The 16,940-nt window shown below is 61.5% G+C and carries 8 protein-coding genes and 4 pseudogenes; 7 read left to right on the top strand and 5 right to left on the bottom strand.

Annotation, left to right across the window (positions count from 1 at the left end):
- Window positions 1–125 precede the first annotated feature (125 nt).
- Both istA and istB read left to right on the top strand, forming a co-directional pair.
- Window positions 126–1,614 (top strand): annotated as a pseudogene (gene istA, locus NHF48_RS01890) (IS21 family transposase).
- A pseudogene (istB, locus tag NHF48_RS01885) lies at window positions 1,611–2,463 on the top strand (IS21-like element helper ATPase IstB). Before istA ends, istB begins: the two co-directional pseudogenes overlap by 4 nt.
- Before the next feature lie 53 nt (window positions 2,464–2,516).
- On the opposite strand, the gene NHF48_RS01880 reads toward istB, so the two are convergent.
- Window positions 2,517–3,179, bottom strand: a complete 663-nt coding sequence (locus NHF48_RS01880; RefSeq protein WP_342454545.1) for an FMN-dependent NADH-azoreductase — start codon at window positions 3,177–3,179, stop codon at window positions 2,517–2,519.
- Between the two features lie 89 nt (window positions 3,180–3,268).
- Between NHF48_RS01880 and NHF48_RS01875 the strand changes: the two genes are divergently transcribed.
- Entirely contained in the window at window positions 3,269–3,667 is a 399-nt protein-coding gene (locus NHF48_RS01875; RefSeq protein WP_253070005.1) for a winged helix-turn-helix transcriptional regulator, read from the top strand.
- Between the two features lie 119 nt (window positions 3,668–3,786).
- Here the strand turns inward: NHF48_RS01875 and NHF48_RS01870 are convergent.
- The 3 genes and pseudogenes from NHF48_RS01870 to NHF48_RS01860 all read right to left on the bottom strand — a co-directional run.
- A pseudogene (locus NHF48_RS01870) lies at window positions 3,787–4,877 on the bottom strand (IS3 family transposase); the annotation flags it as partial.
- 191 nt (window positions 4,878–5,068) lie between these two features.
- The gene (locus NHF48_RS01865; RefSeq protein WP_263816625.1) at window positions 5,069–6,694 is read right to left on the bottom strand and encodes an alpha-L-fucosidase; all 1,626 of its coding nucleotides are present in this window, start codon (window positions 6,692–6,694) and stop codon (window positions 5,069–5,071) included.
- A gap of 149 nt (window positions 6,695–6,843) precedes the next feature.
- Window positions 6,844–9,735: a TonB-dependent receptor gene (locus NHF48_RS01860; RefSeq protein ID WP_253070003.1), complete on the bottom strand. Its 2,892-nt coding sequence runs from the start codon at window positions 9,733–9,735 to the stop codon at window positions 6,844–6,846.
- A gap of 174 nt (window positions 9,736–9,909) precedes the next feature.
- On the opposite strand from NHF48_RS01860, the gene NHF48_RS01855 reads away from it, so the two are divergent.
- The 3 genes from NHF48_RS01855 (at window position 9,910) to NHF48_RS01845 (ending at window position 12,623) form a co-directional block, all read left to right on the top strand.
- A complete protein-coding gene (locus NHF48_RS01855; RefSeq protein WP_253070002.1) occupies window positions 9,910–10,704 on the top strand; it encodes an IclR family transcriptional regulator in 795 nt (264 codons plus the stop codon).
- A gap of 196 nt (window positions 10,705–10,900) precedes the next feature.
- Window positions 10,901–11,680, top strand: coding sequence for a GDSL-type esterase/lipase family protein (locus NHF48_RS01850; RefSeq protein ID WP_253070001.1), 780 nt, complete (start codon window positions 10,901–10,903; stop codon window positions 11,678–11,680).
- Window positions 11,681–11,840: 160 nt separating this feature from the next.
- Window positions 11,841–12,623, top strand: a complete 783-nt coding sequence (locus NHF48_RS01845; protein ID WP_253070000.1) for an SGNH/GDSL hydrolase family protein — start codon at window positions 11,841–11,843, stop codon at window positions 12,621–12,623.
- 77 nt (window positions 12,624–12,700) lie between these two features.
- Here NHF48_RS01845 and NHF48_RS01840 read toward each other — a convergent pair whose 3' ends face one another.
- A complete protein-coding gene (locus NHF48_RS01840) occupies window positions 12,701–14,314 on the bottom strand; it encodes a DUF5597 domain-containing protein (RefSeq protein WP_253069999.1) in 1,614 nt (537 codons plus the stop codon).
- Between the two features lie 134 nt (window positions 14,315–14,448).
- Here NHF48_RS01840 and NHF48_RS01835 point away from each other — a divergent pair.
- A pseudogene (locus tag NHF48_RS01835) lies at window positions 14,449–16,790 on the top strand (glycoside hydrolase family 31 protein).
- Window positions 16,791–16,940 lie beyond the last annotated feature (150 nt).

Here is a 16,940-nt window from a genome sequence, read left to right as displayed (position 1 = left end):
GCAGGATCATGCGCGAGTGTGAAGGGCGGTGACAAACCAGGCCACAGGACCGCCGGCGCACTGCCGTCGGGGGCGGAGTAAAATCCGGCCAGTTGGTAAGCTGCTCCCTTTGCGGAGCGGCGGAGATGTTTGTCGTGGAGAGCTACGCAGCGGTCAGGCGGTTTGTATTCGTCGAGGGCCATAGTCGCCGGGAAGCAGCGGAGGTGTTCGGACTGAACCGGGATACGGTCCGCAAGATGTGCCTGTATTCGGCACCGCCCGGATACCGCCGGACAAAGCCTCCGACCAAGCCGAAGCTCGGGGCGCTGCTACCGGTTGTCGACGCAATCCTGGCGGCCGACCGCGAGGCACCGCGCAAGCAGCAACACACGGCCAAACGGATCTTCGAGCGCCTGCGCGACGAGCATGGCTATACGGGCGGCTACACGATGGTGAAGGACCATGTGCGGCTGTGCAGGGCGCGCGGGCGCGAGACCTTCGTGCCGTTGGCGCACCCACCGGGGCATGCGCAGGTCGACTTTGGCGAGGCTGTCGCGGTCGTCGGCGGAGAGCGGATGAAGATCCACTATTTCTGCATGTCGCTCCCGCAGTCGGATGCCTGCTTCTTCAAGGCGTATCCGCGTGAGACGACCGAGGCGTTTCTCGACGGGCACGTGTCGGCATTTGCGTTCTTCGGAGGCGTGCCGCTCTCCATCCTCTACGACAACACGACCATCGCGGTGGCGAAGATCTGCGGCGACGGAACGCGCGAGCGCACGCGTGCCTTCACCGAGCTGGTCAGCCACTATTTGTTTCAGGACCGTTTCGCACGTCCGGCGCGGGGCAATGACAAAGGCAAGGTCGAAGGGCTGGTGAAGTTTGCGCGCAACAATTTCATGGTGCCTGTGCCGGCCGCTGCCAATTTCGATGTCCTGAACGCCAGGTTCGCGCAGTCCTGCCGCGCGCGGCAGAGCGAGCATGCCGGTCAGCACGCGCAGACCATCGCCGGGCGGCTGGTGGCCGACGTAGCAGCGTTGCGCCGTTTGCCGGCTGTGCCGCTGGAGCCATGTGAGAAGCGCGCCGGGCGCGTGTCGTCGACCGCGCTGGTGCGCTACCGGACCAACGACTATTCGGTGCCGACCGCGTACGGTTTCCGCGACGTGGTCGTGAAGGGGGTTCGTCGACGAGGTCGTCATCCTCTGCGCGGGTGAGGAAATCGCCCGGCACACGCGTTGCTACGGCGAAGGCGTATTCGTCTCCAATCCGCTGCACTATCTGGCGCTTATCGAGACCAAACCCGGCGCACTCGACCAGGCAGCGGCCCTTCGGGACTGGAACCTGCCGGACATCTTCCAGCATCTGCGGCACCTGCTCGAGGCCCGGATGGGGAACAAGGGCAAACGCGAGTTCATCCAGGTGCTGCGGCTGCTCGAAGCCATGCCGCTTCCTATCGTCACAAACGCGGTAACCGAGGCCATCCAGTTGGGCGCTCCCGGTTTTGACGCGGTCAAACTCATCGCGCTGGCGCGTATCGAGCGCCGTCTGCCGCGCCTTGATCTGGCGGCGTATCCGCACGTGCCCAAGATGGACGTCAAGACGACGCGCGCGGCCGACTATGCGGTGCTGGCAGCATGACGGGCAAAGACGCTATGCCTGTGGGGACGATGGCCGGAACGCCACAGGTTCTGCTCGCCCATCATCTCAAGCAGCTCAAGCTGCCGACCATCCTGCGCGAATATGAAAAGGTCGCGCGCGAATGCGCGCAAGGCGGGGTCGACCACACCCGGTACCTGTTGCGGCTCATCGAGCTGGAGCTCATCGATCGCGAGCGCCGGACCATCGAGCGACGGATCCGCGCGGCCCGTTTTCCGGCGGTGAAGAGCTTCGACACGTTCGACTTCAACGCCATTCCCAGTCTGAACAAGATGATGGTGGTCGAGCTCGCACGGTCCGAATACATCATGCGCCGCGAGAACGTCATCGCGCTCGGCAACAGCGGTACGGGCAAGACGCACGTGGCCCTCGCACTCGGCCTGGCGGCTTGCCAGAAGGGCTTCACGGTCGCCTTCACTACCGCGGCCTCGCTGGTGAACCAGCTGATGGAGGCACGAGACGAGCGACGCCTGCTCAAGCTCCAGCGTGAGATGGCGGCGGTGAAGCTGCTCGTAGTCGACGAACTCGGCTACGTTCCGTTGTCCCCGACTGGCGCCGAACTGCTCTTCGAGGTGCTGTCGCAGCGTTACGAGCGCGGCTCGACCATCATCACCCTCGAACCTGCCATTCGAAGACTGGACGCAAGTGCTCGCCTCCGAGCGTCTGACCGGCGCGCTGCTCGACCGGTTGACCCACCACGCCACCATCCTGACGATGAATGGCGACAGCTACCGTCTCAAGCAGTCTACCGGACGCCGACGCCGCGGGGCGGAGCAAAACCAGGCCAGCGTCCTGTCCGACCCGGACACCGGCAAGATACTATCGTCCTGACCGCCTTACCGAGAACGGCAACGATATGAAAAGGGCCCCGATCGGGGCCCTTTTCATATCGTCAGCACGGGCCTCAAGTGGCCTGCTTTTACTCCGCCCCGCTGGCCTACTTTTGCTCCGCCGTTGACACGTGTTAGAAGCTCGCGGCGATGAAAGATTGTGACATCTGGCGGGCTTGTGCGAGCGCACCATCGATCGCCGTACGACGCGCCTCCTCGCCGCGCCCGAGCCCTTCGGCAACGATGACTTCGACGTCCGCGCCGACGAAGCTGAAGATCGAGCGCAGGAGCGTTTCGGCATGCTCGTACGCCGCATAAGGTGATCCCCTCACCATAGACGTTGCCGCGAGCGAGCGCGATTATCACGCGCTTGCCTGCGGAAAGGCCGACCGGACCGGTCTCGCCATAGGTGAAAGTCTTGCCCTTTACAGCAATGCGATCGACCCAGGCTTTCAGCTGGCTTGGAATCGAGAAATTGTAGAACCCGACACCAATCACCACGACGTCGGCGTCGAGGAACTGCTGCACGTCCTCGCCGCTTTCCAGCTCCAGAAAGGCATCGAGTGTCATATGCGGGATCGGCTCGGCAGCGAGATCACGATAGGTAACATCAAGGCTCGGATCGGTTTCCCGGAGGCGCTCGACCACTGCGCCGGAAATAGCGCGGCTTGCCGAACCCTCGCCCATGATGCTGGAATCGAGGTGAAGAAGCTTCATTGATTGTCTCCGGTCTAGATTTGTGACCAGGAGCAGGTATGTGACCGGAAGCAACCCGCCAAGGACGCATATTTTTAGGACTAGGTCACATGGATATGCCCGCCACTCACGGCGTCAGCGCCAATTGCCGCAGAATGAGTAGCGTGCTCTCCCTCGTCGGCGACAAGTGGACCGTAATGATCGTCATGGTGCTTGTGGAGCGTCCGCGGCGCTTCAACGACATGAAGCGCACGATCGGCGGGATCTCGCAGCAGATGCTGACCCGAACGCTGAAAGCGCTCGATCGCGACGGCATGGTCAGCCGGACGGTGCATCCCACGCTGCCTCCACAGGTCGAATATGCGCTGACAGAACTCGGGTACTCGCTGTCGGAGCCACTTCGCGCGCTGGGGATTTGGGCCGGACAGCATCTTGAGCTGATCGACGGAAACCGCCTTCGTTATGACATGGCCAGGAACGTCGGAGCCGAGTTAAGGGCAAACCTATAGCTCAGTTGCTGGCTACCGCGCCTTGTTGCGGCGGAGTCGTTAGTCAGCGGAGCCTGACGAGGCTGACTTCGGGTGACGTGACCCCCGCCTTTCATCCAGCTGCAACCAGAGACCGACCGTTGCTTTTCGAGTTCTGGCGCAAAGGCGGCCGGTGTGGCGTAGCCGAGCGAGGAGTGTGGCCGCTCTGTGTTGTAGTCCTCGACCCAGCGGGCGAGGATCGTGCGCGCCTGGCGGACCGTGAAAAACAGCGTCTCATTGAGTAGCTCGTCGCGCATGCGACCGTTGAAGCTCTCGACGAACCCGTTCTGCGTCGGTTTGCCCGGAGCAATATAGTGCCACTCGACGCTGGCATCGCCCGACCACGCCAGCACCGCGTTTGAGGTCAACTCGGTGCCATTGTCGCTGACGATCATCTTGGGCGCGCCACGCTCGGCGATCAGGTCGCCCAGCTCGCGCACCACCCGCTTGCCCGAGATTGAGGTGTCGAGCACCGCCCGCAAACACTCCAGCGTCACGTCGTCAACGATGTTGAGGATACGGAACCGCCGCCCCGTGGCCATCTGATCATGAACAAAGTCCAGGCTCCAGCGCTGGTTGGGTAGCGCTAGCGCCAGCACCGGCGCAGGTGCCCGCGCGCCAACGGCGCGCTTTCGTCCCTTCCGGCGACGGACTGTCAGACCTTCCTCGCGGTAAAGCCGCTGTGTCATCTTGCGGTTGATCGTGATGCCCTCCCGCCGCAGCAGGATGTGCAACCGCCGATAGCCGAACCGTCGGCGCTGCTGCGTCAGCTCACGCAGACGCGACCGAAGGTCGCCATCATCTGCCCGGCTTGAACGATACCGCATGCTCGTGCGATCCGCCCCGACGACAGCACACGCCCGCCGCTCGCTCATCCCCAGCGCCGTCTGGAGCCGCGCGACCGCTTCCCGCTTCGCGGCAGGCGTCACCATTTTTTTGAAAGCAGGTCCTTCAGACCTGCGTTGTCGAGCATCGTATCCGCCAGCAGTCGCTTCAGCCGGCCGTTCTCCTCCTCGAGCACCCGCAGCCGCTTCGCGTCGGACACCTCCAGACCACCGAACTTGGCCTTCCTCGCGTAATAGGTCGCGCTAGACATCCCGTGTCGACGACACAGATCCGTCACCACCGCACCTGCCTCGGCTTCCTTAAGGATGCCGATGATCTGCTCTTCCGAAAACTGCTTCCGCTTCATCTGTCCGTCCCTTTCCGGGGTCGGACTCTAGCTCCAACTGGAGGGAAAAACCGGGGGTCACGTCAATTCCAATAACGCCGTGGCCTACTCGATCGATTGCCGTTCATCTCTCGGAAAAGCTAAGAAGGCCTGATGACATGCGCTGGTGAGTTGACGTGTCAGCAGTCGCTGCCGATTGTCAGCGCTCCGCTTTAGGTCGTCAGTCCGACGCCGTTGATGACAAGAGCGAGCCCGATAGAATTTCGTTCGGTATTGGGGACACGAACTTCAAGCGCGGCGGCCGAACGGGTGAATGGTAAAGGTGCCTCGCTACCGGGCAGCGTTACGCGTCGTACTTCGCCTCTACCAACGGGGTTGCCGCTTCCCAGCAATGTGAGGCGCACCTTACCGTCCACAGGCCACCCTAGAACCAGAGCGTGAACTGCGCCGTTGCGGGTCACGTAACGTACGTCTTTTGCAGTGTAAGTGGAGGTCTGGCCTCCCTCCGAGAAAGCGCCGCCACCATCAGTTGTCGAGCCTTCACCGTGCAAGCGCCAGGGGCGGGTGCCATAGATAGCTTTTCCATACCGGCCCATCCAAGTCGCGATTTCCTCAACGATCTGCCGCTCCTTTTCGTCGATGGTGCCATCGCCTTTGATCGGGACGCTCAACATCAGGTTGCCGTTTTTCGACACCACATCACACAAGGTATGAAGGACCTTTGCTGGGGTCTTGTATCGGTTCTCGCGATAATATTGCTCGCCGTAGAACCAGTTTCCAAGACACGTTTCCGTCTGCCATGGGAACGTGTCGATGTAGCTCTTCTGGCCACGCTCCACGACATCGACCAACCCCATCCGCCGCTGCGGGGGCGTTTCCTTCGCCGTTACCACACCTTCGAGCCGGCCACCGTTCCATTGCATGTTTCGGTTGTAGAAATATGCTGCCATGTCGAGCCCGGCTTGTTGCAACGGCAGGTCGTGGTTGTCGAAATAGAGCATGTCAGGCCGATACTTGTCGATCAGTTCCTGGCATCGCAGCACCCACTGGCGGACGAACTCGGGATCCGGAGGCACACCCTCATCCCATAATCCATCAGTCGCGGCATGCCACGCGTTGGCCTCGGCAACAGAGGTGATGCCATCGGGCATTGCCATGCTCGTCTGGGTGTAAAGCTGCTGCGGATCGAGCCCTTCCCACCAAGTGCCTCGGCCAGCAGTCTTTGTAAGTCTAGCGGCATCGTAGTGCTGGCCCCGCCGCGCTCCCTCGACATCGTAGCCGTAAGCAACCTGATTCCAGTGCCAAGCATGCCCTGAATGGTTGGACACGGCAAAGCGCAGCCCACGCTCTCGCGCAAGCTTTTCCCACGTACCCACTATATCCTTGTGCGGTCCGACCCGGGTCGAGTTCCAAGGGTGGTGAGACGAGGCATAGCAGTCCAAATTGTCGTGATGATTGGCGATTGCCATGAAATACCGGGCGCCGGCTCGCTTGTAGAGGTCCAGAAGTTCGGCAGGGTCCCAACGCTCTGCCCGCCAACGGTTCTGGATTTCCATGAACCCGGTGTCTGCGGGGTGTCCGTAATTCTTCAGGTGATGTTCGTACGAGGGATGACCTTGAAGGTACATATCCCGTGCATACCAGTCGTCGCCCGCGGCCGGCACCGAAGCAGCGCCCCAGTGCGCCCAGATACCAAATTTCGCATCGCGGAACCAGTCAGGCGCGCTGTATCCTGCCGTTAGCGATGCCCAGTTGCCAGCGAAGCTTTGCGGCGGTGTTACCTTTACAGACCGCAATGCTGGGGTAAGCGATGCGGCATGCGAAACTTTGGTCAACAACGGTGCAGCCGTTCCGGCAAGGCCCGCACCCAGGATCGTCCGTCTTGTGGGCCGCAATGTTCGTTCCTCTTTATCGGTGTCACTGGGTTCGTCTATCTCGTACGAACCCAGTTCACCGATGGGAGCATTCTACGCGCAAACGCAGCTGATCAGTAGGTCAGTCGCGCCGTAACGCTGATGCGGCGATCGTTGAGAACTGACGACTGCGGGCGGCTGGGCAAGCCGTAATAGGTACGGTTCTCAGTATCGGTCAGGTTGGTGCCGTCGACGGTCAGCGCGAAGTGCGGTGCGACTGTATATGTCACAGAAGCATCAAGTTGCCCGCGCGCAGCGTTGAAGATGGGCAAATTGCCGGTGCCATTACCCGCCGTTGTGTCCACAAATTTGCTCCGCCAGTTGTACGCGACACGTGCTGACAGAGCACCCTGGTCGTAAAATCCAATCAGGTTGTAGCTGTACTTGGACAGCTTCTCGAGCGGCACCAGCAACTGGTTGCCCGACGTGTCTCGCGCGCCAGGGCTGGGCGCCTTGCTGTCGACGAACGTGAAGTTTGCCTGCGTGCCGAAACCCGAAAGCCAACCCGGCAGGAAATCGAAGAAGGTGTTGCCACCGACCTCGAAGCCCTTGATCGTACCGTTGTCGCCGTTCAGCGGACGCGTAATCTGATAGATGTAGGTGTTGGCGCCAAAGGTGTACGTCTCTGGCGCAGTGACGTTGGCGATAAAGCCGTCGACCTTTTTGTAGAACCCTGCCGCGTAGATCGACGTGCTCTTCGACACATAAAATTCGAGCGAAGCGTCGGCTTGGTAGGCAGTAAGCGGGCGCAGGTTCGCATTGCCCGAGCTTCCGGTCCGCTGACCGCCGGTCGCAACGAATTCATTGATCGCGATGTTCGGGTTGAGTTGCGAGAAGTCGGGACGCGTCAGCCCCTTCGATGCCGCGAGACGCAACTGGAGCCTGTCGGTGAAATGGAATGTCAGGTTCACGCTGGGCAGGAACTTGGTATAATTCGAATTCACGCTGATCGGCACGAACGCGACGGGCCCGTTGCCGAAGATCGGCTGGCCGGTAGTCGCGTCAGTGCCGGTCTGCACCTGCGCCGAGCGGCTTTCAAAACCCGAAGTACCGACTTTAGTCTTGACTACCCGCAGGCCGATATTGCCGTCGATCGGAACCGCGAAGGCTGAAACACCGAATTTGGCGACGCCGTAAGCGGTATAGGTCTTCTCGCTCTGCGTGTTGCGATCACTCGGCAGATAACCGACGCCCTGGAGTAGCGCGGCCGTCTGCGATGGGTCGACATAGGGGGCGAGCGCCGCCCGTGTCGCATCATAATCAAGCACGGTGTTGCGGCTGAAGAACACTGCGCCCGCCGGCACGCCTTGATAGCCGCGATACAGGCTACCCGCGAACGGTCGCACTTCGTACAGATCTGGTGCGAGCGGACGGTTGAGCCCGTAATACGCATAACCGCTGCTGTCGGTAACAGCCGAACGATCCGTGTAGCGCAGACCGCCGCTGATCGACTTGAGGAAGCCATCGAACTTGTAGGTTGCATCGAGGCGACCCGCCTTCTCGGTGCCGATTGAATGCTCGATATGGTCGAGGTAGCCGCCGCCCGAAGCGTAGTTGGACGGATCGACGGTCGACCCGTTGCCGTTGGCGGCGTTGCCGTCCGGCGAGATCTGGAAGGTCGGCACTACGCCCTTGCCGGTGGCCTCGTATAGCCGCTCGGCGGTCGAACTCAGGATCACGATCGATCGCGTGCCATCTGTGACGCCGCGGACGTATTGCGCATCGGCGTTGACCGTCAGTCGGTCGGTCGGGTTCCACTTGGCGTTCAGCGAGTAGTCGCTGGTGACTGAATGGCGCGTCTCGAGACTGGTGTTGGCGTTGGTCGGCACGTCGGCAAAGGTGCCACTAGTAAAGTTGCCGTCCTTGTCGAAGGTGAACGGCTTGGTAAAGTCCGGGGTGATCGGATTGTCGCCCGTATACGCGAAATAACTGTAGTCGCCGTAACGAAACTTGAAGTCCGAACGGATGTACTCGCCGGTGAGCAACAGGCGGTCGGTTGGCTTCCATTGCACCGCGATGTCAGTACCGAGGCGTCGTCGGTCACCCAGATACTCGCCAATGCCGACACCGTGCGACAGATAGGTCGGTGTACCGGTGCGCCCGAGGCCAGCAGCAGTCGCAGCGTCGAGCGGATTGACGAACGTGCCGTTCGCGTTGCGCGCCTCGTTGAGGAGGTAGAAGGGCTGGCTGGAAATCTGGTCCTGGCGGAACGCGGTTTGCTGATACGCGAGGTCAACGAGGACGCCTATCTCGCCTATGCCTGTACTCCAACGATCGGACAGCAACAGGTTAGCTTGGGGCTTGGTCGTGCTGTACAGGTCGTAATAGTTCGAGCTGCCACTGATCGATGCCTTGAAGCCGTCGAAGTCGAACGGTTTGCGCGTGCGCAAGTTGATCAGGCCGCCCAGACCGCCTTCGATCTGTTCGGCCGACGGGTTCTTGTAGACGTCGACGCCGGCCAGCAGTTCGGACGGCACGTCCTCTAGGCTCAGGTTGCGACCGCCATTGGCAGTGAACACGTCGCGGCCGTTTATCTCAGTACGGACCTGGCTAAGCCCACGGATGGCGACCTGGCTTCCCTCGCCGAAGCTACGCTGGATCTGCACGCCGGTAATGCGCTGCAGTGCTTCGGCAACGTTTCGGTCGGGCAGCTTGCCAATGTCTTCCGCGACGATCGAATCCACAATCTGGTCGGCGTTGCGTTTGATCGCCTGCGCGCTCGACAGGCTGGCGCGAACGCCGGTGACGACGATGTCCCCGTCGGCGGGACCACTGCCGGTCGACTGCGGATCGGCAACGCCTTGATCGCCGCTCGGCGAGACAGTCCCACTCTGCGCTGCTGCGTCCTGCGGATTGACCGTGGATTGCGCCGCGACGGGGCTCGCCCAGATCATGAGAAGCGCAAGCGCCGAGGTGCCGGCGTGCAGCTGGTTGCGACTAGCGCGCGGGGTCTTAGCTGAGGTCATCGTCTCACTCTCCTGACTTGGCGGCCTCTAACGGGACCCTAGCCCCAGTCTTTATCTTCAAGCGAATAAGTATGATATATAAAAGTGGGTTTCATGCGTAATTATTTCCTCGTACTTTGCGGTGGAAACGGCGCTGCCGTAGAAGCGGCACGCGACAGTCCGTGAAGGAGAGGTATGGAGAGCAAATCGCGTTACCAGGCGCCCGCGCTGGTCAAGGGGCTCGAAATCCTTGAGTTGCTCGCCTCGGCCAGCGCTCCGCTAATGATGTCAGATATATCGACCGCACTCGGTCGATCGGTGAGCGAAATCTTTCGGATGCTTCAGGTGCTCGAGGAGTATCGCTACATCGCGCGCGGTGACGACGGCTACCGGCTGACGGACCGGTTGTTCGCGCTCAGCATGGGCCAACCGCCTGTCCGGGATCTCGTCTCGACCGCGCTACCATTGATGCGCGATGTCGCTCGCAAAACCGGGCAAAGTTGCCATCTGGCCGTCGTATCCGGCGCTGAAATGGTCGTCATCGCCGGGATGGAGGCACCAGGCCTCTCCGGGTTCGCAGTGCGCGTGGGATATCGACGCCCTCTTCACAACTCGGCTTCAGGACGTGTCCTGCTCGCCTTCCAGACCATCGAGACGAGGCGGGCGATGCTGGACGACATTCGCCAGACCGGCGTCAAGATCGAAGAAGCCGGGCTTGCGGCAAAGCTCAGCGAACTCGCCGCCAATGGTTGCGGCACGAGTCCTAGCCCGGTACTGAACGGCATCACCGACCTATCGGTACCTATCCTCGCTGCAGGAATCGCGCGTGCCGCTTTGACTATGCCGTTCGTCGATGGTCCCGCTACTCGCGTGACGCTTGACGCCTCCAAGACCGTCCTGCGCGAGGCCGCAGCCACAATAGCCGAACAGCTCACTCCCGTGGTGCACGATCGCGTCGGCGCTGATCGCCAAGAAGTTTCATCCGCATGACCTCATCCCATGATCCTGTTCCACGCAGAGGCGCCGCAAGCGTGTGCGCAATCCACCAGACAGAGATGGTGTACGCGCCTGCGGACGCCGCTAACATGAAGAGCATGCGCCTCGATCATGCGCGGACCGTCGATCGCTGGACATTGACGTGACCCGGTCTGTTCGCAACCTTCGCGACGCATCACGGCACACTTCCATGAACGCGGCGTTCCTCATCCTAGCGCTCCTTTCTGGCGCGGCCAGCGCACAAAATTATCAAAGCTCACCCGAGCGCAGGACGGTCGTGGAAAAGGACTGGGGACGCTGGCTCGGCCCATTCCGCGCAAAACTGGTGCCGAGCTTGATGCAGGATTTCGGCGAACGCTACATCTATCAAAAGGCCAATGCCGCCCTTCCGGCCCGCAAACCCGGCGAGCGCCGCGTCGTATTTCTCGGCGACTCCATCACCGACCGCTGGAATCTTACCGTCAGCTTCCCTGGCCAACCCTATATCAACCGTGGAATTGGCAGCCAGGTCACCGCGCAGATGGTTCTCCGCTTCCACGAAGACGTGATCGCGCTCGACCCACAGGCAGTGGTGATCCTCGCTGGCGTCAACGACGTGCAGGGCTTCCTGCAACAAGAAGCCCCCGAGCAGATCGAAACCAACTGGGAAGCCATGGCCGACCTAGCCGACGTGCATCACATCAAAGTCGTGTTTGGATCACTGCTCCCGGTAAACAACTATACCGAAGCCGCACGCGATGTCGTCAAGGAGCGGAAACCCGACGAACTCCGCGTCCTCAACGCCTGGCTCCGCGCGTTCTGTGCAAGGCGCGGCTATGCCTATGCCGACTACTATGATGTACTGGTCGACGACAACGGCCTGCTTGGCCACGCCTACACCACCGACGGCGTACACCCCCTCGACATCGGCTATGCCCGCATGACTCCGATCGCCGCCCGCGCGATCGCCTCTGCACTTGCAAGGAACTGATATGCCCCACCAAAGTCTCGCAGCTCTACTTGCCGCCCTCCTACTCTCAGCGCCTGCCTCTGCACAGACTATAATCCCCGGCGACCCCTACGCCGATGACGCCGTAGGCATCGTAGCCGACCCGTGTCCTACTCATCCTAAGCCAACCGACAGCTACCAGATGTATAATCTGCACATGCTGACGCGCGATTATGGTCAGATCTGCCGCTACGCCGCGCAGAACGCCGCGCTGAAGACACCTGCGCGCGTCGTCTTTCTGGGCGATTCGATCACTGACAACTGGATCGGCGCGGACGCGTCGCTGTTCGCAAACGGCCTTCTCGACCGTGGAATCAGCGGCCAGACCACGCCGCAGATGTTGATCCGTTTCCGCAACGACGTAGTCCTGCTTCACCCCAAGGCGGTACACATCATGGCTGGCACCAACGACATCGCGGGTAATACGGGCGCCGCGACGATGGCGACCGTTGAGGGTAACATCGCCAGTATGGCCGAACTCGCTCACGCAAACGGTATCAAGGTAATTTTGGCTTCGACCCCGCCCGCCAGCGCCTTCCCGTGGAACCCGTCGAAGCGTCCCTCGCCGCAGATCGTCGAACTTAACGCCTGGATACGGGGCTACGCGAAGACGCACGGCTACACGTATGTCGACTATTACACAGCGTTGACCACGCCCGAGGGTGGCATGAAACCCGGTCTATCGAGCGACGGCGTCCACCCGACTCCCGCCGGCTACGCTATCATGAAACCCCCTCGCGCTGGCTGCGATCGCCAAGACACTGGGAACCGGCAAATGACGTATGACCGCCGCGGCGTCCTCGCTGGCACCGCCGCCTCGAGCTTTGCCACCGGCCGAGCGCGCGGCGAAATCGAGCGGTGCACATCGAAGGCCGCGAATTGGTATGATTTAACGCCATCTGGCGGAGGGCGGGGGTTCAGTTGACGATATATCGGTCTGGCCGAGACACCATCCCGGCTAGCGCGGCGCTTGCCGGGAAGTCAGGGGCAACAAGGCGACGCCTACTTATACACTCCCATCGTCACTTTGAGCAGCAGCGGTCGGTTGATGATGTTGAGGCCATAATCTGTTTGGTCCCCATTCCACACCGCTGTCGTTGTCCAGCGGCCGCCGGTCAGCGTCCCCTCCTCGACTCGCACCATCATTCCCTTGGCCGGCCCGCTCGACGTCATGCCGAAGTTCAGTCGCACATAATCGCCTGCGACCAGAAATTCGTTGGGTGACAGTTGCGCCACCACCGCGCCGCCGACCGGCTGGTCCGCCCAGCCCGGCTTATCCGACTTGATCCAAGTCCATTCCTTCTGCCCAAACTGCCACTGGCCGAAGCTCGCCGTAATCGACCAGTCGCCCATCACCGTCGACTGCGCCGCGCCGTCGTCGCCCTTGGCAACGCCCCAGGTCGGACACGTGAGCGCTACTTTCGCCCATTCGCGCGCTATTGGTGCGAACAATGCGTATTTGCCGCCGATTGCCCCTACCGTCTCGTCGTCCAGCATCTTTGCGCCGAGCGGATAGTTTGAGTACCCGGTGTCATCCATGCCGAACGGTGCATAGCCGACGGCGCCGCGCCCCAGCGCCAGCCAGAAGAACCGTGCGAAGTCGGTCGCATTGCCGATCTCGGGCACCAGCAAAGCGTTGTCCGGCCGCGTATAGGCTCCGAGATATGCAACGACGTTGCTCGCCTTGCGGTCGTAAATGTCGGGCGCTGCAGCATCGATCGACGGCGCTGCCGCCTTCCAGATGTCAAGCACGTCCTGCTGCGGCCCGCCGCTCGCAACGCCGTTGGGATCGGGCACGTTTGAGGGTCCGGCAAGCGATGCATTTACATACATCGGTAGGGGCTTGATCGCCTTGCCCGCCGCGGCGATCGCGTCGACGAAGCGCGCAACGTGCCATGTGTTGAACGCCCGATCGGCCTGCGCGCCGAATACCGCGCCCCACGTGCCGGGCTTTTTGCCAAGCGCCCTTGTCAAGGACGCTGGCACTGCCTGATTGAACAGCGCATTCGCCTTCGCGCCATAATCGCGCGGGTTACTATAACTGCCTGTCTCGTTCTCGGGCTGGACCATAATCACAGTGTTCTGTGGATCATGCGCCTTGAGGTACGTCATCAGCGCAACGAACGCCCTTTTATCCGCCTCCATCGTCGCGGGGAACATCGCTGAGAGCACGCCATGATCCTTGCCATCGCGCGTCTTCATCCGGGGGAAGCGCACATTGTCGAGCTTTACCCAGTCGGGCGTATAGGCGAACGACGTGTTCTTCCACGTGCCGAACCAGAGCAGGACGACGCGCTTATCGTGCGTACGCGCCTGGTCGAGCAGCGTTTGCACGAATGTGAAGTCGAACTTGCCTTCGATCGGTTCGATCTGCTGCCACGCGACCGGCATCTCCAGCGTGTTAGCGTGCATCCGGTCGAGCATTGGCCACACCGCGGGCAACTGCGATACATAGTTGCTTGAATTGTTCGCTTGTGCGCCGAGCATCAAGAACGGCGCGCCATCGACGATCAACGCGTGGCGCCCGTCGCGCGTCTCGATCTTTGGGATCGGCGTCGATTGGGCGAACGCCGTGCCGGAAGCGAGCAGGGCCAAGGTTGCAAGTGCGATACGCATGATGTTCCTCTCCGGACGGATACCCTCTGGTCCCGATGTTATTTGTATGATCAAGCATGACTTGCGCTGATGAACAAGGATATCATAAGTGAAATTGTGAAGCGGACAACCGCGCCACGTCCGGGAGAGAGATAATGAGCTGTCCGTCCATCCGTCGCGCGCTGCTGCTCGCCACCGGCGCCTCGCTGGTCGCGTTTGCCGCACCCGCGCTCGCCAAGCCGCTCGCTACCGTCGACCGCAATGGAAGCTTGGTCGCGATCGAACCCTATGCGCCTAATATCGTCCGGGTCACGATCGCGCTCGACCGTGACGAGGTGACGGCCGCACCCGGGCCTGGCCCTAACGCCAAGCCCGACGCGACCGGTTGGAGCCACCGCACCGATGCCAGCGGCGACGTTTTAGCTTCTTCCGCGCTGTCGATCACGGTCGATGCCAAGCCTTGGCCTAAGGCACCCAGCCAGATGGAACGCTATTTCGCGCCCTCGCTGCCGGGCGTCGGGATCACGTTCAAGCGCGCCGACGGCAGCGCGCTCGCCGAGATGACCGGCTGGGAAATGGCGCCGCAGACCATCAACGGCGAAAAGACGTTCCGCGTCGGCGCCAGCTTCGCGGTGCATCCCGACGAGCATTATTACGGCCTTGGCCAGAACCAGGAAGGCAAGCTCGATCTAAAGGGGCGCACGATCGACTGCCGTCACAATTACGATGCCCCCGCCGGCGAGACGCTCTGCGTGCCGTTTATGGTTACCAACAAGGGCTATGGCATCGTCTGGGATAATCCGTCGGCGACGACGGTGTCGCCGGGGCTGCACAATTCGACGCACTGGCAGTCTAACGTCGGGGAGCGCGTCTCGTTCTTCGTCATCAGCGGCGCGACCACCGACGAGATCTATGCGGGTTACGCGAAGCTCACCGGCGCCACTCCCCTGCCCCCCAAGGCCGCCTTCGGACTGATCCAGTCCAAGGCGCGCTACGAGACACAGGCTGAGCTGCTCGCCGTCGCGGAAGGGTATCGCAAGCGCAACCTGCCGCTCGACGTGATGGTGCTCGACTGGTTCTACTGGTCGCGGATGGGGCAGCTGGACATCGACCGCAGCTATTTCCCCGATCCCAAGGGCATGAACGACACGCTCAAGGGCCTCGGCATGCGCTCGATCATCAGCGTCTGGCCGCGGTTCGAGCGGGAGTCGCGCTATTACGACATGCTAGCGACTAAAGGCTGGATGCTTCACGAAAAGGACGGCGGCGTGGTCGACGGGCTGCCGATCCGCTCCGACCGTACCGGCGGCCTGCTCGATTCTGACCAACCCGGACGCGCGCGAATGGTTCTGGGGTAAGATCCGCGACAACATCGCCAGCCAAGGCTTCGACTGGTTCTGGCTCGACGAGACCGAGCCGGATCTAGTGCCGGACGGCCATTTCTACTCGATCGGATCGGGTGACCGCTATCATAACCTCTACCCGCTCGTGCATACTACGGGGGTCGCCGACGGCTCGGCACGCGACCGACCTGATTTCCGTAATCTGATCCTGTCACGCGCCGCCTATCTCGGTACGCAGCGCAACGGCGCGTTGTTCTGGTCGTCGGACATTCAGTCGACTTGGGAAGCCTTGCGTCGCCAAGTCCCTGCGGGCCTCGGCTTCACCGCAACCGGCATGGCCTATTGGAGCAGCGACACCGGCGGTTGGCAGTATCCGAACGGCCCCAAGGCGTTGAACCCCGTGCTCCTCGACCCTGCCGGCGCGGCCGCAATGTCACCGAGCTATGCCGATTACCCAGAGCTTTTCACCCGCTGGTTCGCCTATAACAGCTTCACCCCCGACACTGCGTATCCATGGCCAGCGTCCCGGCACGGCACTCTGGGATTACGGCGCCGCCGCCGAACCCGTCCTCGCGAAGTTTCTAAAGCTCCGTTATTCGCTGATCCCGTACATATACTCGCTCGGGCACACGACATATCAGACCGGCGCACCATTCATGCGCGCGCTGTTTATGGATTTCCCGAACGATCCGAAGGTCGCCGACATGGGCGACGAGTACATGTTCGGCCCCGCCTTCCTCGTTGCCCCCGTCACCGACCAAGGCGTTACCAGCCGAAAGGTCTATCTCCCCCTTGGTGCCGACTGGTATGATTTTTGGACTGAGAAAAAGTACACTGGCGGCCAAACGATCGATGTTGCCGCACCGGTCGATCAGATCCCGCTGTTCGTCCGCGCCGGATCCATTCTACCGATCGGCGTTCAGGTGCCGAGCACCTCGACGCGCCAGCCGTTAGAGTCCATCCGCATCTATCCGGGCCGGAGCACCAGTTTCTCGCTCTACGACGACGATGGCACCACCAACGCCTACAGAAAGGACGGCGGCAAGTCGGCGACATTACGCTGGGACGACACCGCCGCACGGCTTAGCGCTTCGACCGCGCTACCGACGGGGCAGGATCCCGCCAAGCTTGTTCGCTTGGTCGAAGGTCGATGATTACTTGCGACGGTCCCCTATGGACCGCCGCAATGAGTCAAATACGATAGCGCACGGTTCGAAGTCCTTGCACTTGAACGGTACTCGCCAGCCGGCCCCAAATGTATAATGATTATAATACCTGATATGCGGACGCCCGTATTGATTTTC

Source organism: Sphingomonas sp. H160509 (assembly GCF_024124765.2).
GTDB lineage: Bacteria > Pseudomonadota > Alphaproteobacteria > Sphingomonadales > Sphingomonadaceae > Sphingomonas.
The sequence above is the reverse complement of the archived record's forward strand: the minus strand, read 5'-3'. Positions and strand labels throughout refer to the sequence as shown.

Coding starts and splice junctions, on each gene's coding strand:
- NHF48_RS01880 (WP_342454545.1), bottom strand. CDS start 3,179: ATGAAGCTTCTTCACCTCGATTCCAGCATCATGGGCGAGGGTTCGGCA.
- NHF48_RS01875 (WP_253070005.1), top strand. CDS start 3,269: ATGGATATGCCCGCCACTCACGGCGTCAGCGCCAATTGCCGCAGAATG.
- NHF48_RS01860 (WP_253070003.1), bottom strand. CDS start 9,735: ATGACCTCAGCTAAGACCCCGCGCGCTAGTCGCAACCAGCTGCACGCC.
- NHF48_RS01855 (WP_253070002.1), top strand. CDS start 9,910: ATGGAGAGCAAATCGCGTTACCAGGCGCCCGCGCTGGTCAAGGGGCTC.
- NHF48_RS01850 (WP_253070001.1), top strand. CDS start 10,901: ATGAACGCGGCGTTCCTCATCCTAGCGCTCCTTTCTGGCGCGGCCAGC.
- NHF48_RS01845 (WP_253070000.1), top strand. CDS start 11,841: ATGTATAATCTGCACATGCTGACGCGCGATTATGGTCAGATCTGCCGC.
- NHF48_RS01840 (WP_253069999.1), bottom strand. CDS start 14,314: ATGCGTATCGCACTTGCAACCTTGGCCCTGCTCGCTTCCGGCACGGCG.